We start from the raw sequence: 16,648 nt of genomic DNA, 5'->3' as shown, positions 1-16,648 counted from the left end.
AGGTTAAGCCTCGTTTGTTTTTATCGGCCGCTATGGATTTTCAACAACTTATCCTGAACAAGGAACGACGCTGGCAACGTAACCTGATGGTTATGTCGATCGTGCTCGCTGTACTCTCTGCCATCCACTTGATGGTCGGAGAAATTTTCCTTTCTCCTTTTCAATCTTTATCTGCATTTGAACATAAGCTACTGGTGGACTTACGTTTACCGAGGTTGGTGTCTGCGGCAATTATTGGTGCTGCGTTAGCGGTATCTGGCGCGACGTTACAAGTGTTGCTTGGGAACGTTTTGGCTGAACCCGGCGTGCTTGGTATATCTGGTGGTGCAAGCTTAGCAATGGTCTTAATCATGTTCGCGTCACCTGTTCTTCCCACCCCGATTGTTTTTATGTTGGCAGCGATTGCAGGCTCGATGGTATTCACGTTTGTTTTGGTGGCGATAGCAAGGGCAATGCATCTGACGACGGCTCGATTGCTTTTGGTTGGTGTCGCATTGGGTATTTTATCGAGCGCGATTGTGACGTGGGCATTTTACTTCAGTGATGATCTTAGCCTACGCCAACTGATGTATTGGTTAATGGGCAGCATTGGTGGCGCAAGTTGGTATCAACATACCGTTACCTTGGTGATGTTACCAGTGCTTATCTGGTTATGTTGTAAAGGCAAGTCGCTTGATAAATTGATGCTTGGTGAGATTCATGCGACCCAATTGGGAGTCGATGTACATCAAATGCGTTGGAAACTGATCCTCGCCATTTCTGTTTTGGTGGGTAGTTCAGTCGCTTTGGGTGGTATCATCAGTTTTGTTGGTTTGGTGGTCCCGCACTTGTTGCGTTTGGCTTTTGGTACAGAAAACCGTTATTTATTGCCACTTTCTGCAATATCTGGCGCTGCGTTACTTGTATTTGCGGATATCGGCGCAAGGCTGTTATTGGACGCCGCAGAGCTACCTTTAGGTGTCATGACAACATCGATTGGCGCACCTATTTTCATCTGGATGCTGGTGAAGAGTCATGATGCACGTTAAACATATGTCGGTTGGTAGTCGATTATTGCCTCTTTCTTTTGAATGCAAAGCAGGCGAAATCGTACATGTCGTTGGGCCTAATGGTTCAGGTAAGAGTACTTTATTGGCTGCGATTTCTGGTACGTTAAGCTACCGAGAGGGTATGAGTGGTGAAGTGTACGTTGGCGACAAAAACTTGCTTACTTTACCGTTGTCAGAGCAAGCTCATGTTCGAGGTTATTTGTGTCAGCAATCACGCCCAGCGTTTAATGTTGATGTGTTTCAGTATCTCGCTTTATCTCTGCCAAGTGGTGCTGAGATTGCGGATATCAAAGTGCGTGATGCCGTCAATATGGTGGTGGAGCTGGTACAACTTCAAGATAAGCTTCATCGCAGTATTCAAACATTATCCGGTGGTGAGTGGCAACGTGTCCGATTAGCAGGTGTATGTTTGCAGGTGTGGCGTACCATTAATCCTTTTTCGCAGTTTTTAATTTTGGATGAGCCAGCAGCACCGTTAGATATTGCGCAAGAGGGTCTGCTCTATCAATTGATTAACGCTATGGCGGCGCAGGGAATTGGAGTATTGGTTGCTAATCACGATCTCAATCGCACATTAAAGCACGCAGATAAAGTATTGCTGCTTAACAACGGTGTGCTGCACTCATCAGGAAATGCCGATACTGTGCTAACGGAAGAAGCTCTCGGGGAAGTGTTCAATACTCAAGTCAAAAAGGTCATCGTAGATGAGCAACCTTATTTAATCTTTGATTAGTATTTAGGGACAATAAAAAACGACCTACTTGAGGCCGTTTTTTTTAATCGAGATAGCCAAACTCAACGCTTATTGAGTTAACGGTTTTAGATCTGCTGGGCGGTAGTAAACAGATTTGAGTACTTTGCCTTTACGAATGGTTTTACCTTCCGATACGAAATCTTCGGCGCATTTCGCGATGATGTATTCACCTTTCTGCACCGCCATCAACTTGATGCCTTGTTCCGCGTAGAATGCTTCTGTTTCTGAGTACTCTTGCTCGTTACGGCATACTTTGCTCATGTTGCTTGAATGTACTTCATCCCAGCAAGGAATAAATTCGATACCACGGTTTACCGCAACGTTTAATAGAAGATCAATTAAGTAGCTGATCGCCAGGTTGTCTTCTACTTTGCTGTGGCCAAGATGAACGAGACGGCCCATTAATACATACACGCTGTCTACGATGGCATCTGCTTGCTCAGTTTTACAATCCGCTTCTGCTAGCTCTGTTAGCTCTTCGATCGCCAAAGAGGTGTGTAGTGTATCTGCTTGTGCATCAAGGCTTGCAGCGTCTGCGACTGGTAAGTCGAACGTACTACGGAACTCGGTGATATCACGGTATAAGTGATCAAAAATCTCTTGGGTTAGCTTTGACAGTTGCATTCTAATTTCCATTGAATCGATTGAAGCGGCAATGATACCAAACCGCACTTTGAACCCCAAGGGCATTGCATCTAACTGGTGATAAATCTGCCTTTGGGGAATGGTGGTGCTTAACGAAATAGGTAAGGGAACAGCTTTTTACGTTCTTCCTCTGAAAGGGCGGAAACACGAGCGATGTTCGTATCGGGAATGGATTCAGGATCAGGATAGTGTTTTAGTACCTTTTCCATACTCTCTTCGCGAATCAAATGGAAGATCGGGTAAGGAGAACGATTGGTCAGGTTTTCGTCGTCTTCAGGCCTTGCGCCGCCAAAACAGTAATCAGGGTGGAAAGTCGCTACTTGGAAAATACCTTCCCAGTTTTGCTGCTTAATTAATCCTTCAACCCAATCTATGCAAAAGTTGTAGTCCCAGAAATCTTGTAGCATGTTGGGAACCACAACCAACGTGGTCTCAAGTTGTTCGGGCTCTGTGTTACTCAGCTCAATCAGCTGCAATAAAATATCTTCAAGAAGCGCTTCTTCTTGAGTCGCTTCACTAACAAAGATTTTGATTTGTTTATTACGTTGCGGTTTGGCAGCAAACGGACATAGGTTGAGTCCGATTACCACATCGTTGAGCCATTGATCGACCTGTTGAGTGATCGCTTCGATATCTGTGTTTTGTGTTGAACGCGTTGACATACGACTTTCTGGTTTTATTAAAGTAGCGCAAGCATAGCAGAGTTGGTTATCCAAGTAACCAGAGAGGTATTACGTAAATGAGCGTACCTTAGCTACTCTTTAAACTCGCAGTGTCAGGTGTTTGGTCAGTGTGCTTTCTTTCGGCGATGTGTTTCAAATACGCAATCGCAGCAAACATCGCTAGGTAGACTGCGCTTCCCCCCAGAAGAACACTCGACCAACCACCATGTTGCCAACAATAAAGAAGTAAGAATCCTCCCAAACTACCGCCTACATAGTAGTGTACTAAGTAGAGCGCTGTCGCGGTGGCTTTGGCGCGAGTGGCATTCTGACCGACCCAACCGTAGGCGAGGGTATGAGTAAAGAAGGCACCAAAACTTATCAGCAACAACCCAGCTAGCATTGCGGTCAGACTCTCAACCGCAGCAATCCACATTCCCGTCATGCTCACTATCGCGCCTAAGAACATACCGAGGATTGATGAATAACGTTTACTCCAGTGGCCTGCGCAACGAGAGGAGAAAGTCCCTCCCAAGTAACAAATAAAGATCAGTGAGGCCAACCCGACGGGCACATTGTGAGGTTCACTCACCAGACGGAAACCCATGACGGAGTAAAGGTTGACGAACAAAGCAAAGTTGAGTCCTCCTATCAGCATCGCGAACCACACGCGTTGGTTTTTAAAATGACCAATAAGCGCACGATTTTGATGGCGCAAACTGCTTGATGACGGGGTGAAGTTGCGCTGTGTTGGCAATAAATAGTGAACACCAATGACACCAAGAAGAGTGAACACCATCATAACTTCAATGGCGACATCAACACTGAAATTGTCCGCCAATAAGCCGCCGCTAATACGCCCTGCAATACCGCCTAATGAGTTAGCCGCAATGTACGTTCCAATTGCCATCGAGAAAGCGTGCTTGTCGAGCTCTTCTGCCATGTAAGCCACGGCGACCGCCGCAAAAGCGGCGAGCGCGACACCGATCAATGCTCGACATACCACCAAAAGCAGGAATGAGTCACCAAACAGCATCAAAGCGGAAAGGGTAGGAATCGAAAACAGACCGGCCATCATGACTGGCTTTCGTCCCACTGATTCTGATAACACAGCCATTGGAACGAGGCTAAAAGAGAGAGCGAGTGTTGAGGCCGCAAATAGCCAGTTAACTTGCGTTTCTGAGATCGTGAAAATTTGGGCAAAAGTGGGCAGCATTGGCTGTAATAGGTATAAATTTGAAAAAACCAAGAAGGAACCAAGCGCTAGCGAGAGCGTAATGCGTTTGTATTCCGGTGTGCCAAAACTGACCATGAATCCTGCCTAATGTGAGCAAATGGAGAGACTGTGATCAATCTATCAGTTCGTTGTAAATTAAAAAAATATATTAAAAATATGGATACCATATATTTTTGATCTAATGGAATCGAAACAACTTAAACATTTTCTGGCGGTCGCTGAACATGGAAACATTACCCATGCGGCGAAAGCCCTGCATATTGCCCAGCCCGCTTTAAGCATTTCTATTAAAAAGTTTGAGCAGTCTTTGGGCGTTACCCTATTTCGCCGTGATGATAAAAAAATCAGCTTAACGAAAGAGGGCGAAACGCTACTTGTACATGCCAAGCGGGTGATTCAACAGTTGCATGACGCGCAGCTCGCGATTGATGAGTTGAAAGGTTTAGCGAAAGGAGAAGTACGACTCGGGACGCCATCAATGATGGGCAGTTATTTCTTTCCACGAATTGTGATGGCGTTTAAAAGCCAGTTCCCGGAGTTAAAATTGACCTTGGTCGAAGCTGGGACTCAATCGATTCGTCGTATGCTGCTTAATGGTCAACTTGATATCGGTGTGATCAGTTGTGATAACGTGCCTGATGACCTAGAAACTGACCATTTGTTTACTAGCCAAATGGTCGCAGTTGTTTCACCTGAGCATGAGTTAGCCCAGCGAGACTCTCTTACTTTTGATGAGTTCTTTGAACACGATTTGGTTATGTTTCAGCATGGCTATTTTCACCGCGAATTTTTGGATCAGGTGAGTGAGGAGCATGGGTTTACCATGAAGTCATCATTCGAGACCAACTTACTGCCTTTGATTTTGAGTATTGTGAAACAAGAGTTTGCGATTACCGCGTTACTGGAACTGGTGACTCAACATGAGTCGGGCGTTGTTGGCCTACCGTTTGAACCACCAGTGACGCTGGATCTGGCACTTGCTTGGCGCAAGCAGGGGTACTTATCAATAGCAGATCGAACGTTTATCGACTTTGTCAAGCGCTACGTTTAAACGCAGCGCAGATTCATCGTCCGAGCACTAGTCGCCTTTGTACATCTTCTCGAAGTTCTTTGGGTTCCAGCCAATCATTACCCGATCACCAATTTTTAAAACTGGCACTGAACGAGCACCAAGCGCATCAAGTTCTTTGCGACCGCGTTGCATCTTAGCATTGCACAAACGATAGTTAATATTTTTCGAATCCAGATAACGTTGAGCATCTTTGCAGTGAGGGCATTTATCTTTGACGTAAAGAACGACACGTTTCATTGAATTTCTCTCCATTATCATTGGGAGGCGAAGTTTAACGGCCTTTCACCATAAATGAAAGGCGAAAGCTAAGGTGAAACTGTCCTTTATCTCAGGTATATTGAGCGCCTTTATTTTGTCATAACAGACGTTAATTCTATGCATCCGTCACTTCGATACATTCAAGGCTACCCACAAAACATCATAGAGCAGGTGGGCTCATTGATAGCGAGTGGCAAGTTTGTTCCTTGGTTCGAAAAGCGTTATCCCGATAGGCACCAAATCAAAAGCGAAAGGGCGCTCTATGAGTACGCCATGGCAATCAAAAACCGCTACATGAAGAAAGCTGCGCCAATCAGTAAAGTTGTCTACGATAAGAAAATTCACGCGGTAAACAATGCGCTTGGTTTGCACAGTGTTATCAGTAGAAACCATGGCGGTAAGCTGAAGTCGAAAAACGAGATTCGCATTGCCAATGTATTTAAGGATGCGCCCGAGCCACTATTAAGAATGCTGGTGGTACATGAGTTGGCGCATACTCGTGAGAAAAACCACGACAAGGCGTTCTATCAGCTATGTTGCTACATGGAGCCTGAGTATCACCAACTCGAATTTGATGCTCGTTTGTTTATGATTTACCTCGATTTAAAAGCGAATTTGAATGAAGAACAATAATCACAACGCGAAGCAAGCAAAGCCAAAGACTTCAAAGGCGGCTCAGAATAAAGACGCGAATAAAGCCAAACCGAAGCGTGTTAAAGACAAAGTTGCGCGCAAATCCCCGCAGCCTGCAGGAAAGAGCGAAGTCGAGTTCATAAAAATAGCGAAGAATGGTTTGCATGAGCGTAATGTTCATCGAGGTCGTTACGATTTTAAAAAACTCGTGGAAAGTGAACCACAGTTAAAGCCATTCGTTATCAAAAATCCGAAAGGGGAAGACTCCATAAACTTCGCTGATCCTAACGCTGTCAAAATGCTCAATAAAGCATTGCTTGCTGCGTATTATGGTATCGAGTTCTGGGACATTCCCGACACCTATCTTTGCCCACCGATTCCGGGCCGCGCTGATTACATTCACCGAGTGGCAGAACTACTTGATGGTGAAGTAAAAGGTCAGTACGCGCACCAAAAAGTGAAAGCGTTGGACATTGGCGTGGGAGCAAACTGTATTTATCCGATTGTTGGTGTAACAAAATACGGTTGGCACTATACGGGCAGCGATGTCGATCCAAAATCCATCCAATCGGCTCAAACGATCGTAGAGCACAATCGTGTTTTGACGGGAAAAATTACACTGGTACAGCAACACAATGATGCCAATATTTATCTAGGTATCATTCAACCGAATGATCGTTATGATGTGACGACATGTAATCCGCCATTCCACCGTTCGGCGGAAGATGCCGCTATGGGCAGCCAGCGTAAAATCGATAATCTAAAAGCAAACCAGCGTAAGAAAGGGCTAAAACCTCAAACCGCACCAGTAAAGACAAGTAAGCCCGCGTTGAATTTTGGCGGTCAAAACGCTGAATTGTGGTGTGAAGGTGGAGAAGCGGCGTTTATCCGAAAAATGGCGAATGAAAGCCAAGCTTTTGCCGCGCAGGTCTTGTGGTTTACAACACTTATATCCAAAAAAGACAACGTTCGTCCGATGCGCAAGCAGCTTGAAAAATTGGGTGTGAAAGCCATTCGTGTGGTTGAAATGAGTCAAGGGCAGAAAGTGAGCCGCTTTGTAGCTTGGTCATACATGGATAAGCAACAGCGCAAAGCATGGATTGAACTAAAGTAACGTTGACCGTTTCACACTGAACAATAAAGTAGGAAGCCCGCTGATATCAGCGGGCTTCTCTTTTGAGGAGATCTAAAACTTAATGATGGGCTCACAATCTAGTGAACTGAGAGTGACAAAGGTATCTGTTTTGGCGTAGTACAAGCCGCAGGTTTCACCTCTTATCTGCAACGTATATTGGTCTGGAAGATCCGTATAGCTGCCATCCAACAGTTGATTGTTTTTCCCTTTTACTCGTCCTTTTTCAATCAACAAATGCGGTGAAGATTCAAATACGTTATTTGCGATTCTAGGTGCTGGTGTCCCTTGGATTTCTGCGATCGCGTTTTGAATCTCTATGACTGTTTCCGGAGAGTTCTTTTTACTCAATGCTTCAACGGGTTCTTGTGACATAGCTTGGCATCCTATCAAAGAAATCGAAGTGCCTAAGAAAAGCGCAACCCGAATCAGCATTCGTAAAAAGTTAGTTGATCTCAACATGAATTGCCTCTGTTCGTAGCGGAGAGCGAAGATCGCTTAACTCCGGAGATGAAATATTACGCGGCATGGCGTTGAAACTTGAAGAGGAGACTGGCGGACAGGTTCCAGTTTCCATGTAGTTTAGTGCCGCAGAAAGCATACCTTCAGACGGATCGCCTAATGGTTTTGTTAGGTCGTCATTGACCCAGCAACCTTCCACTCTATTGTTTAAGCCTAGCTCGGTATTGATTTGGCTCTTTGGAGTAGGAATAAAACCATCAGAGAAGTCGCCAAATTTTTTCTCGTTCGCTGACTTGAACTGAATAGTGTAGTACATAGTGCCGCAGTTTTGTTCTGCTGAGAACCCATACGGTTTACCTGTGGTTGTTGAGCCTATTTGGATAACCTCAACATCAATGCCGCGCAAAGCGTTGATCAACAGTTCACTTGAGGAAGCCGTGCCTCCTGACGTCAGCACATATACGCGCTTTTTGTTCAGTGTCGGCAGCACTTGGTCCGAATACTTTTGTGCTGCCCAGTCTATTGCTAGATTCGTAAAGCGATAGATGTTATCCCCATCTTTAATGGTACGCATCACTTTGTCGTTGTGAATCAACTCACTGAAGACTCGGTTCTGACCAGCACCGCTTAGCATGTAGCCTACTTGCGAGGACTGAAGTACTAAGCCACCGCCGTTGTAACGTAAATCAACGACGATCTCGTCAACATTCTCTGCCGAGAGCGTACTGAACGCCTCAATAAGTGGGGCTTGAGCGCTTGGTTCAAATGAGTTGTATTGTAGATAGCCGATCTGCATACCATTGTGTGCGATCACTTTGGCATTTTTAACTGGAGAAGTCATGACATCAGAGGCGGTAAGCGTCACGGTTTTCTCTAGGCCGTCAACACTCTCAAATGTGAAGGTGTAATCTTGATTGATGTCAGGGTTAAAAAGCGTTTTATTAATAAAATCAATGTCGGACTGACTACCGGTGTTAACCACATCAATATTATTGATTTTTAGAAGCTTATCACCGCGAGCAATGCCGTTTCTATCAGCTGGAGAAGCTTCTTCAGTATAGGAGATACGAACGTCTCTAGGTTGTACGCCACGTAGGAATGCCCAGTTAAAACCAAACCCCGCGACTAAACCAGATTGCGATGACTTCATATCATCTTCATAAGGGACGGTAAAGTGGAAGCGATCTTTCGGTTTACCAGTCGTGGTAGTAGCAGAGGTGACCAGTGTGTTGAAGTAATCCGTCACGGTTTTGTAGTTTGCTGGATTATTATCAGGAACTTCGTCATACCAAAGGTAAGTTTCGTTAGTAAAAGCTCTTAAAAAGAGTTTTTCGTGTAAAGAAGAACCTAATTTATCTGGATAGGCGGCATAATTGTTATATGGGTCTCGACCCACTCGTGGGGTTTCACATTGGTTGACAAACGAGCTTGATGGTTGGCTAAAATCACCGGCTTTCCATGTTGGTCCGGTTGCGCTGCTAGTTGATGGAGTAGATGAATCATCACCGCCGCCACCGCCACAACCTTGTAATAATGCGAGAGTGACTGCCGTTGCTAAAGAATACTTAAATTTCACTTTTCTATGTCCTTATAAATAATAGAATTATAATTATCTGTTTTGCTTTTGTTTTTATTAGCTAGGTGAATGTATTAATTTAATTCGTTCGTCTGCAAATTTATATTTAAAGAGTGTGAGGTAAATAACGTAAAAATGGTTATCTTTTATTCTTAAAAATCCATTAGTTATTCCTTAAGTTCCTTAGCAGTTTCAACGTAATAATAAGGAAAAAACAAAGATGAAATGGAGGGTTCTCTTTGTCGACTAATTGTTGTTTGCTAAATAGAAAGTAAGTTTTGGGTCGGGAAATTCTATTTATTAGAGATTTAGCAGGAATAAATGATGCGTTCTAGGTTTGGGGTAAATTTTTAATCTGATGTTTTAATTTATTTTAGTCAATTGGGCGACGTGCTTTAACAGGCTTCCATCAATATCCGGCAAGTCATCTGCGAAAAATATCTGAGCGCCAGGAGTGCAGCGCATTAATATATTTGTTAGTTCACCTTCGTTGTTGGAAGTGTTAACTGCGTTAAGTTTCGCTAATTTATTACAAAGCTCGTCCTCTATTTGCACTTTTTGCTCTTCGGTGAGCCTAATGCGACCCACACACACACCTGGGTTGATGTTATGAGAAAGCGACTCTTGTTGAAATCGCTCTTTGAATAAGGTGTCCAATGCGGTACCTTCTTCCATAATAAATCGACGACCAGAACGGTAAAACAAGCCGTCTCCGAAGTTTTCGACATATCCTAGAATTTCCGCGATACGCAAATAGAATCGTAAGCTTGTATCAGAAAGTCCGTAAGTATGGGCTATCTCTTGCGGTTTAATATCACGAGAAGTCAGCATATAAATAAAATCAAGTAAATAAGGATGCTCAACGAAAAGGGCGCTCTCTTCATCTGTTAGCATTTGCTCGTTTTGGTGCTGAAGCTCGTTGGCTAAGGTTGCGAGTTCGATGAGATCGGTATTCAGGTAGTTCAGATAAATAAGTACTTTATCCAAACCTAAAGCTGGATTATGTAGGTGGCGTTTAATACTAGATAGAGGGATGCCACTTTTCTCTGACAAGGAATTGTAGCAAAGCCCTTCTTCTTTAATCTTTTGTCGTAGCGCTGCGAGTAAAAACTTTGGTCCAACATTCATCCTTGAATATCACCTTATTCGTTATTCCGTTTACTGGCTGATATTTTGCCTTTCAAGCAGCAGGTTTCGAATCGCTGTGCCTGCTTCTAGAATGTGTTTTTTCAGCAGATACTTGGCGCCTTCTATATCGCGATTTTGGCACATTTCAAACAAGCTTAAGTGCTCTTCTTCTGCCTTTTTAATGCCTGTTGTGAACAATAGCTGCATACGTATGTATCGGTCACACTTTGTGTTCAAGTTGTAAATGACGTCCATAGTTTCAGGCATGTTGGCTGGCGCATATAGGGCTTTGTGGAACTCGTAGTTGTAGTTGCTCCATTCTTCTACTTCGTCGCCACTGTTCATTACAGACTCGAAACGTTCGCGAACTTCGCGCGCGCGTTCCAGGTCAGCGTCTGTCATATTTTGAATCGCACGCTCTAAAATGTGGCATTCCACGACAGCGCGCAGTTCAAATAGCTCATTGATTTTCTCTGGAGATAGCTCAGTGACCGTCGCACCTTTGTGAGGTTCAAAGCTAACGAGTCCTTGTGCTTCCAATTGAACTAACGCTTCACGCACAGGAATTCGGCTAACATTAAACTCTTTTGCTAACGCATCTTGACGTAAAGGTTGACCAGTTTTTAACTCGCCCTTCAAGATCTGAGTTCGAATTGCTTCCTCAACGAGCTGAGTGCGCGTTTTAAAAACAGGTTTCTGTGACATTGAAGTCTCCCGTTAAATTAATATTGTATCCAATCCATTTTACTTTAGTAGTTTATTATTTTTCTGGCACAAACCAACTAGGAAAGAAGGTTTTGAGAAGTAGAGTGAAATAAAAGGCATCAGTTGATGCCTTTTTGAGCCATTTGGTGAGCTTATTGGGACACTCTGCCGTCTATGGCGCGTTGAATACCCAGTGGGTTTGACGCTTTTAATGAATCCGGCAATAAAGATTCTGGTAAAGCTTGATAAGCGACGGGACGCAACCAACGATGAATAGCCTCTGCCCCGACAGATGTTGAGGCAGAATTGGTTGAAGCCGGATATGGTCCACCATGAACCATAGCGTAACCAACCTCGACGCCAGTTGGCCAACCGTTGAATACAAGGCGTCCGGCGATTTCTTCCAAACTTGGAAGCAGTTGCTTGGCTTGTTCTTCGTCTTCAGCGGTAGCGTGAAGGGTTGCGGTGAGCGAGCCAGTCAGTGAATCACTCAGTTTCAACATGTCATCGAAATCTTCACAGATTACGATTAACGATTGAGGACCAAATATTTCTTCCTCCCATTGTGGGTTTTTACGCCAGTTTTTACTGTCCGTCACGAACAGTACTGGTGCGACATTGGTCACTTCTGCTTGTTCAGAGCGAGTTACATTAATGCCCGTTTCGGAAGCTCGCTTGTTAACTTCTGATTCATACGTTTCTCGGATTCCTTGCGTTAGCAAAGTGGCCGTTGATTGTTGTCGAATTAACCCTTGAGCAGTTTCGATAAAGGCTTGCGTTTCTGGGCTATTCAAGACAAATACAACGCCTGGTTTTGTACAAAATTGTCCACAGCCCAAAGTCATAGAAGCCACAAACTCTTCAGCCAATGATGCGTTTGCTCGTATGGCTGAAGGGAGAATAAATGTTGGGTTAATCGCCCCTAGTTCGCCATAGAAGGGGATTGGCTCTGGTCTTTGCTGAGTTAGGTTAAACAGCGCACGGCCACCACCGACTGAGCCTGTAAAACCAACCCCTTTAATTTTTGGATGGGTAACGAGTGCTTGGCCAAGTGCGCGTTTGTTGCCTTGCAATAGCGTGAAGATGGCTTGCGGTAAGCACTCTTTCTCAAGTGCAGCCTCAATACACTCAGCAACAAGTTGACTGGTGCCAGGGTGGGCGGTATGGCCTTTTACAATCACAGGACAGCCAGCTGCCAGTGCCGAAGCCGTATCACCACCTGCCGTAGAAAATGCGAGCGGAAAATTAGACGCACCAAACACGGCGACAGGGCCAATTGCGATTTGCTGACGACGAATATCTGATTTCGGCAGTGGTTGACGGTCTGGGTTTGGCGTATCGAAAATTGCTTGATGGTGATTACCCGAGCTCACAACCTCGGCAAATAGTCGTAATTGGTTGGCGGTACGTCCTATTTCACCGCTTAAACGTGCTTCGGGAAGGGCAGTTTCTAAATGACCACGAGCAACGATTTCTTCACTCTTCACTTCCAATTCAGAGGCGATAGAGCAAAGTAAGCTCGCTCGCTTTGCATTGCTTAGTTGGCGAAACTCACGCGCAACGCTTTGGGCGGCTGAGGCGGCTTGATTAACTTCTTGCTCTCCATGTACCGGAAACGCTATAGGTAGAGGCTCACCAGTAAAGGCGTTGACTGCGTAAAAAGTGGTTGGTTCTTGTGGGTTCATCATTCTTCCTTACTATCCTTATTACTTCACTTCAAATCCGTACGCATATGGGTCTTCATCGTCTACCCATATCGTGTTGTGACCGTATACTTGTGCCCATCCTTCAATGCTTGGCAAAATAGCGGCTTTGCCATTCACTTCGGTAATGCCTTCTATACGTCCTTGAAATAGGCTGCCGATGATACTTTCGTGAACAAAGTCTTCCCCTTGAATGAGTTTGCCTCTTGCATGCCATTGCGCCATACGTGCACTTGTTCCCGTACCACATGGCGAACGATCCAACGCTTTGTCGCCGTAAAACACAGCATTTCGAGCGGTGGCGTTTTCTTGAGTGGGCTCTCCGGTCCATAACACGTGAGAAACACCGCATACTGTTGGATCTTCTGGATGTACGCATTCAACCGCTCGAGATACCGCTTCGCGAACTTTTGGTGAAAGCATCAAAATTTCATCTGGAGAGTAGTGTTCAAGTCCGGCGTAGTTTTCTTGAGGGTCGACGATTACGTAATAGTTTCCGCCATAAGCAACATCGACAGTGAGCTCACCTAAGCCCTCTATGTCCACGGTTACGTCTTGGTGGGCAAGGTAAGCTGGTACGTTAAATATCTTCACCGACGTGACCTTGTCACCTTTTGTTTGGTAGTGCACTTCGATTTGTCCTGCTGGGACATCAAGTATCAAACGGCCTTCTTTTTTGGGAGTGATAAGGCGATTCTCGATAGCGGTAGTGACGGTTCCAATGGTGCCGTGGCCACACATTGGTAAGCAGCCACTGGTTTCAATAAACAGAATTGAAGCGTCTGCGTTATCGCTGCAAGGAGGCAAAACAACGGATCCCGACATCATTGAGTGGCCGCGAGGCTCAAACATGAGTGCCTGACGAATCCAATCATAATGCTCAAGAAAGTATTGGCGCTTTTCGCTCATGGTATTGCCTTCGAGTGGAGGCACACCGCCTGCGACCAGCCTAACTGGGTTGCCGCAGGTGTGGGCATCAATACAGAAAAAAGTTCCTTGTCTCATTTTTCGCTCCTTGCTGAAAAAATGGTTGAATTAAACAATAGTGATGTTAACGTAATGTAAAATATATTGTATACAATCTACGTTTTCAAGTGTGACTCGGAGCATATTTATGTTGGTCAAGGATGAAACCAAAAAGGAAAGGATCGCCGTGATAGGTGCGGGGATTATTGGCTTATCAATTGGATTGAAGTTGCAGCAGCAAGGTTATCAAGTCACGATTTTTGATCCCAATGGCGTGGGGAATGGATGCTCTAAGGGAAATGCAGGTCATATCGCGACTGAGCAAATCTTCCCTCTTGCAACGCCAGCGCTGCTTCCACAATTACCTAAAATGCTGCTAGATCCCAAAAGTCCGGTTTCGATCCGTTGGCAAGATATTCCAAACACAATCGGGTGGATGATTCGTTTTCTATTACAAACAAAGCCATCAGTCGCGAAGCGGGCAAAAAACGCGATTAAGAGTCTTAACGAGCGGTCAGTGGCAAGTTGGCGTGACGTGCTTGATTCAATCGGAAAAGCACATCTAATAAAAATGAATGGTTCATTGCTCACTTTTGAAAACGAGAAACTGTTTAAAGACTACCAAAGTACGCTTAACTCACTGGCTAAAAACGGTGTGGCGTATCAAGTTTGGACACAAGAGGCGATTCGAGAGCGGATACCTGATCTCAGCCATAAGGTTCGTGTCGGAGTCTTTTTTCCCGAAACAGGTCATACGCTAGACCCTTATCAGCTCTGTGCTGAGCTAAGTGAAGCCTTTGAAGTTCTTGGCGGTAAGGTTTTACAAAAAGGTGTATCTGCGTTGGCGAAAAATGGCGATGTGCTGGTTGAGTCTCAAACACATTCATTTGACCGAATCATTGTTGCCGCAGGTGTACATTCTAAGCCTTTGATACGGCAACTAACCGGAGTCAAAGTGCCTATTCAAGCCGAGCGTGGTTATCACCTAATGGTGGATGACAAGCGTGATGTATTGCCATTTCCTATTAGCTCTGCCGATAGAAAATTCATCATGACTCCTATGTCAGGTGGGTTACGCTTGGCAGGCACTGTTGAGTATGCCGATGTAGAGTCACCACCCAATATGAAACGTTCAGAAATGCTTTTTCAGTTAGGTGATGAGATGTTTGAATCGGGGTTACATCCACTCAAGCAAGGAGAAAAGTGGATGGGGAATCGGCCTTCAACAGTCGACTCGTTACCGGTTATTGATAGCATTTGGGATGGAAATGTATTACTGGCATTTGGCCACCAACACCTTGGGCTAACTCAAGCGGCGATTACGGCAGAGCTCCTTTTCGAGCTTATCAAAGGAAAGCCGACATCGATTGATCTTTCACCCTTTTCACTACAGCGATTTGTCTAAAAAATTTAACATTAAATATTGTATAAAATATATTAAATGCTAATGTTAACTTAATTTTAACAAATCTGGTGTCCAACAGCCGTACTCGGATGCCTCCAGAAAAACAACCAAAAGGAGTAATACATGTCACGAATGACCAAAGCACCATTGGCGCTGTTGATTTCAGGAATGCTGTTGGGGACCTCTGCTTATGCTGAAGACAAATTGACGGTCGTATCTTGGGGTGGTGCATTCACCAAGAGCCAAGTGGAGGCATATCACAAGCCTTTCATTAAAAAAACAGGTGTCGAGATCGTATCCGAGGATTTCAGCGGCGGATTAGCCGAAATTAAAGCGCAGGTGGAAGCGAACAACGTGCGCTGGGGTTTGGTTTCTCTCGACAAGCCGGACATTGTTCGTGGTTGTGCCGAAGGGCTATTAGAACCAGTGAACCCAAGTATTTTGCCTCCGGGCGCAGATGGAACACCAGCACAAGAGGATTTCATTGATGGTGCGATTCACGAGTGTGCAATCAATACCATCGTTGTGTCCACAGTATTAGCGGTGAACGAAGACGCGTTTAAAGGTAAGGTTTTGCCTAGCAAGTTGACCGATCTTTTTGACCTAAAAACCTTTCCAGGTCGACGTGCATTGCAAAAACAACCTCAGGGCAATCTTGAGTGGGCACTATTGGCTGATGGTGTAAAGCCAGAAGAGGTCTACAGCCTGCTCGAAACCGAAGCGGGGCGTGAGCGTGCTTTTGCTAAGTTGGATACGATCAAATCAGAAGTGCTGTGGTGGACAACCGGTGCCCAGCCACCTCAAATGCTTGCTGACAAAGAAGTGGTGATCGCCTCGGCGTTTAACGGCCGAATCCACAATGCCCGTAAGGATGAAGGTCAACCATTTCGGATTATATGGGACCGTCAAATGGGTTACATGAATGGATGGGCGATACCTAAAGGGAGTGAGAACACAAAGCTTGCATTGGACTTCATTGCTTTTTCTTCAGGAACAAAACCATTAGCTGATCAAGCTAAGTACGTTGCCTATGGGCCTACGCGTAAGTCGTCTTCGGCAGAGGTGACCCCAGACATTTTAGCGAACCTTCCTACCGCACCTCAAAACTTCCAAACCGCCTTCCTGATTAACGATGAATGGTGGTCAGACTACGCGGATGAACTAAATGAAGAGTTTAATACTTGGCTGCTTAATTAGGCGTTAATTTGTGTATGGGGCCGAGTTTTCATCCATAAGCTAGGTTCCGTACTTTTCCTCAATT

Annotated in this window: 17 protein-coding genes; 7 read left to right on the top strand and 10 right to left on the bottom strand. The window is 44.9% G+C overall.

The genetic code is table 11. The features are described from left to right. The first annotated feature begins 32 nt into the window (after positions 1-32). Positions 33-1,028, top strand: coding sequence for a vitamin B12 ABC transporter permease BtuC (gene btuC / locus FR741_RS08970; RefSeq protein ID WP_031780659.1), 996 nt, complete (start codon positions 33-35; stop codon positions 1,026-1,028). Next, entirely contained in the window at positions 1,015-1,782 is a 768-nt protein-coding gene (gene btuD / locus FR741_RS08965; protein ID WP_084742362.1) for a vitamin B12 ABC transporter ATP-binding protein BtuD, read from the top strand. The genes btuC and btuD overlap by 14 nt, the downstream gene beginning before the upstream one ends. 69 nt (positions 1,783-1,851) lie before the next feature. Here btuD and FR741_RS08960 read toward each other — a convergent pair whose 3' ends face one another. The 3 genes from FR741_RS08960 to FR741_RS08950 all read right to left on the bottom strand — a co-directional run bounded on the left by FR741_RS08960 (position 1,852) and on the right by FR741_RS08950 (position 4,422). Further along, positions 1,852-2,427, bottom strand: coding sequence for a nucleoside triphosphate pyrophosphohydrolase family protein (locus tag FR741_RS08960; RefSeq protein ID WP_005397767.1), 576 nt, complete (start codon positions 2,425-2,427; stop codon positions 1,852-1,854). A gap of 110 nt (positions 2,428-2,537) precedes the next feature. Continuing rightward, positions 2,538-3,110 carry a DUF1415 domain-containing protein gene (locus FR741_RS08955; RefSeq protein ID WP_053807305.1) on the bottom strand — a complete coding sequence of 191 codons (573 nt, stop codon included), beginning with the start codon at positions 3,108-3,110 and terminating at the stop codon, positions 2,538-2,540. Positions 3,111-3,198: 88 nt separating this feature from the next. Next, the gene (locus tag FR741_RS08950; protein WP_167426666.1) at positions 3,199-4,422 is read right to left on the bottom strand and encodes an MFS transporter; all 1,224 of its coding nucleotides are present in this window, start codon (positions 4,420-4,422) and stop codon (positions 3,199-3,201) included. Between the two features lie 106 nt (positions 4,423-4,528). On the opposite strand from FR741_RS08950, the gene FR741_RS08945 reads away from it, so the two are divergent. Continuing rightward, positions 4,529-5,398 (top strand): LysR family transcriptional regulator, encoded by an 870-nt coding sequence (locus FR741_RS08945; protein WP_167426665.1) that lies wholly within the window; start codon positions 4,529-4,531, stop codon positions 5,396-5,398. A 27-nt stretch (positions 5,399-5,425) separates the two neighbouring features. Here the strand turns inward: FR741_RS08945 and FR741_RS08940 are convergent, their stop codons facing one another. Further along, positions 5,426-5,656, bottom strand: a complete 231-nt coding sequence (locus FR741_RS08940; RefSeq protein ID WP_005377871.1) for a glutaredoxin family protein — start codon at positions 5,654-5,656, stop codon at positions 5,426-5,428. Between the two features lie 138 nt (positions 5,657-5,794). On the opposite strand from FR741_RS08940, the gene FR741_RS08935 reads away from it, so the two are divergent. Both FR741_RS08935 and rlmF read left to right on the top strand, forming a co-directional pair. Next, a complete protein-coding gene (locus FR741_RS08935; RefSeq protein WP_048626292.1) occupies positions 5,795-6,310 on the top strand; it encodes a M48 metallopeptidase family protein in 516 nt (171 codons plus the stop codon). Next, positions 6,297-7,424, top strand: coding sequence for a 23S rRNA (adenine(1618)-N(6))-methyltransferase RlmF (gene rlmF, locus FR741_RS08930; RefSeq protein ID WP_167426664.1), 1,128 nt, complete (start codon positions 6,297-6,299; stop codon positions 7,422-7,424). The genes FR741_RS08935 and rlmF overlap by 14 nt, the downstream gene beginning before the upstream one ends. 72 nt (positions 7,425-7,496) lie before the next feature. On the opposite strand, the gene FR741_RS08925 is transcribed toward rlmF, so the two are convergent. From FR741_RS08925 to FR741_RS08900, 6 genes are all read right to left on the bottom strand, one after another. Beyond that, complete coding sequence (locus FR741_RS08925; RefSeq protein WP_052764190.1) at positions 7,497-7,817, bottom strand: hypothetical protein; 321 nt, start codon at positions 7,815-7,817, stop codon at positions 7,497-7,499. 70 nt (positions 7,818-7,887) lie between these two features. After that, complete coding sequence (locus tag FR741_RS08920) at positions 7,888-9,480, bottom strand: S41 family peptidase (protein WP_167426663.1); 1,593 nt, start codon at positions 9,478-9,480, stop codon at positions 7,888-7,890. 363 nt (positions 9,481-9,843) lie between these two features. Then, positions 9,844-10,608 carry a hypothetical protein gene (locus FR741_RS08915; protein WP_006741636.1) on the bottom strand — a complete coding sequence of 255 codons (765 nt, stop codon included), beginning with the start codon at positions 10,606-10,608 and terminating at the stop codon, positions 9,844-9,846. A gap of 30 nt (positions 10,609-10,638) precedes the next feature. Beyond that, entirely contained in the window at positions 10,639-11,313 is a 675-nt protein-coding gene (locus tag FR741_RS08910) for a GntR family transcriptional regulator (protein WP_167426662.1), read from the bottom strand. Positions 11,314-11,465: 152 nt separating this feature from the next. Further along, positions 11,466-12,998, bottom strand: coding sequence for an aldehyde dehydrogenase (NADP(+)) (locus FR741_RS08905; RefSeq protein ID WP_167427105.1), 1,533 nt, complete (start codon positions 12,996-12,998; stop codon positions 11,466-11,468). 21 nt (positions 12,999-13,019) lie between these two features. Further along, positions 13,020-14,021: a 4-hydroxyproline epimerase gene (locus tag FR741_RS08900; RefSeq protein WP_114322422.1), complete on the bottom strand. Its 1,002-nt coding sequence runs from the start codon at positions 14,019-14,021 to the stop codon at positions 13,020-13,022. 109 nt (positions 14,022-14,130) lie between these two features. Here FR741_RS08900 and FR741_RS08895 point away from each other — a divergent pair, with 109 nt between their 5' ends. After that, a complete protein-coding gene (locus FR741_RS08895; protein ID WP_167426661.1) occupies positions 14,131-15,387 on the top strand; it encodes an NAD(P)/FAD-dependent oxidoreductase in 1,257 nt (418 codons plus the stop codon). Between the two features lie 123 nt (positions 15,388-15,510). Continuing rightward, positions 15,511-16,584 (top strand): polyamine ABC transporter substrate-binding protein, encoded by a 1,074-nt coding sequence (locus tag FR741_RS08890; protein WP_167426660.1) that lies wholly within the window; start codon positions 15,511-15,513, stop codon positions 16,582-16,584. Positions 16,585-16,648 lie beyond the last annotated feature (64 nt).

Origin of the sequence: Vibrio diabolicus (genome assembly GCF_011801455.1) — a bacterium.
Classification (GTDB): Bacteria; Pseudomonadota; Gammaproteobacteria; order Enterobacterales; family Vibrionaceae; genus Vibrio; species Vibrio diabolicus.
The sequence above is the reverse complement of the archived record's forward strand: the minus strand, read 5'-3'. Positions and strand labels throughout refer to the sequence as shown.

Bases quoted from the DNA above. Each gene is read 5' to 3' on its own strand.
- btuD (WP_084742362.1), top strand. From the start codon at position 1,015: ATGATGCACGTTAAACATATGTCGGTTGGTAGTCGATTATTGCCTCTT.
- FR741_RS08915 (WP_006741636.1), bottom strand. From the start codon at position 10,608: ATGAATGTTGGACCAAAGTTTTTACTCGCAGCGCTACGACAAAAGATT.
- FR741_RS08940 (WP_005377871.1), bottom strand. From the start codon at position 5,656: ATGAAACGTGTCGTTCTTTACGTCAAAGATAAATGCCCTCACTGCAAA.
- FR741_RS08960 (WP_005397767.1), bottom strand. From the start codon at position 2,427: ATGCAACTGTCAAAGCTAACCCAAGAGATTTTTGATCACTTATACCGT.
- FR741_RS08890 (WP_167426660.1), top strand. From the start codon at position 15,511: ATGTCACGAATGACCAAAGCACCATTGGCGCTGTTGATTTCAGGAATG.
- FR741_RS08895 (WP_167426661.1), top strand. From the start codon at position 14,131: ATGTTGGTCAAGGATGAAACCAAAAAGGAAAGGATCGCCGTGATAGGT.
- FR741_RS08905 (WP_167427105.1), bottom strand. From the start codon at position 12,998: ATGAACCCACAAGAACCAACCACTTTTTACGCAGTCAACGCCTTTACT.
- FR741_RS08945 (WP_167426665.1), top strand. From the start codon at position 4,529: ATGGAATCGAAACAACTTAAACATTTTCTGGCGGTCGCTGAACATGGA.
- FR741_RS08925 (WP_052764190.1), bottom strand. From the start codon at position 7,817: ATGTCACAAGAACCCGTTGAAGCATTGAGTAAAAAGAACTCTCCGGAA.
- rlmF (WP_167426664.1), top strand. From the start codon at position 6,297: ATGAAGAACAATAATCACAACGCGAAGCAAGCAAAGCCAAAGACTTCA.
- btuC (WP_031780659.1), top strand. From the start codon at position 33: ATGGATTTTCAACAACTTATCCTGAACAAGGAACGACGCTGGCAACGT.
- FR741_RS08900 (WP_114322422.1), bottom strand. From the start codon at position 14,021: ATGAGACAAGGAACTTTTTTCTGTATTGATGCCCACACCTGCGGCAAC.
- FR741_RS08950 (WP_167426666.1), bottom strand. From the start codon at position 4,422: ATGGTCAGTTTTGGCACACCGGAATACAAACGCATTACGCTCTCGCTA.
- FR741_RS08910 (WP_167426662.1), bottom strand. From the start codon at position 11,313: ATGTCACAGAAACCTGTTTTTAAAACGCGCACTCAGCTCGTTGAGGAA.
- FR741_RS08955 (WP_053807305.1), bottom strand. From the start codon at position 3,110: ATGTCAACGCGTTCAACACAAAACACAGATATCGAAGCGATCACTCAA.
- FR741_RS08935 (WP_048626292.1), top strand. From the start codon at position 5,795: ATGCATCCGTCACTTCGATACATTCAAGGCTACCCACAAAACATCATA.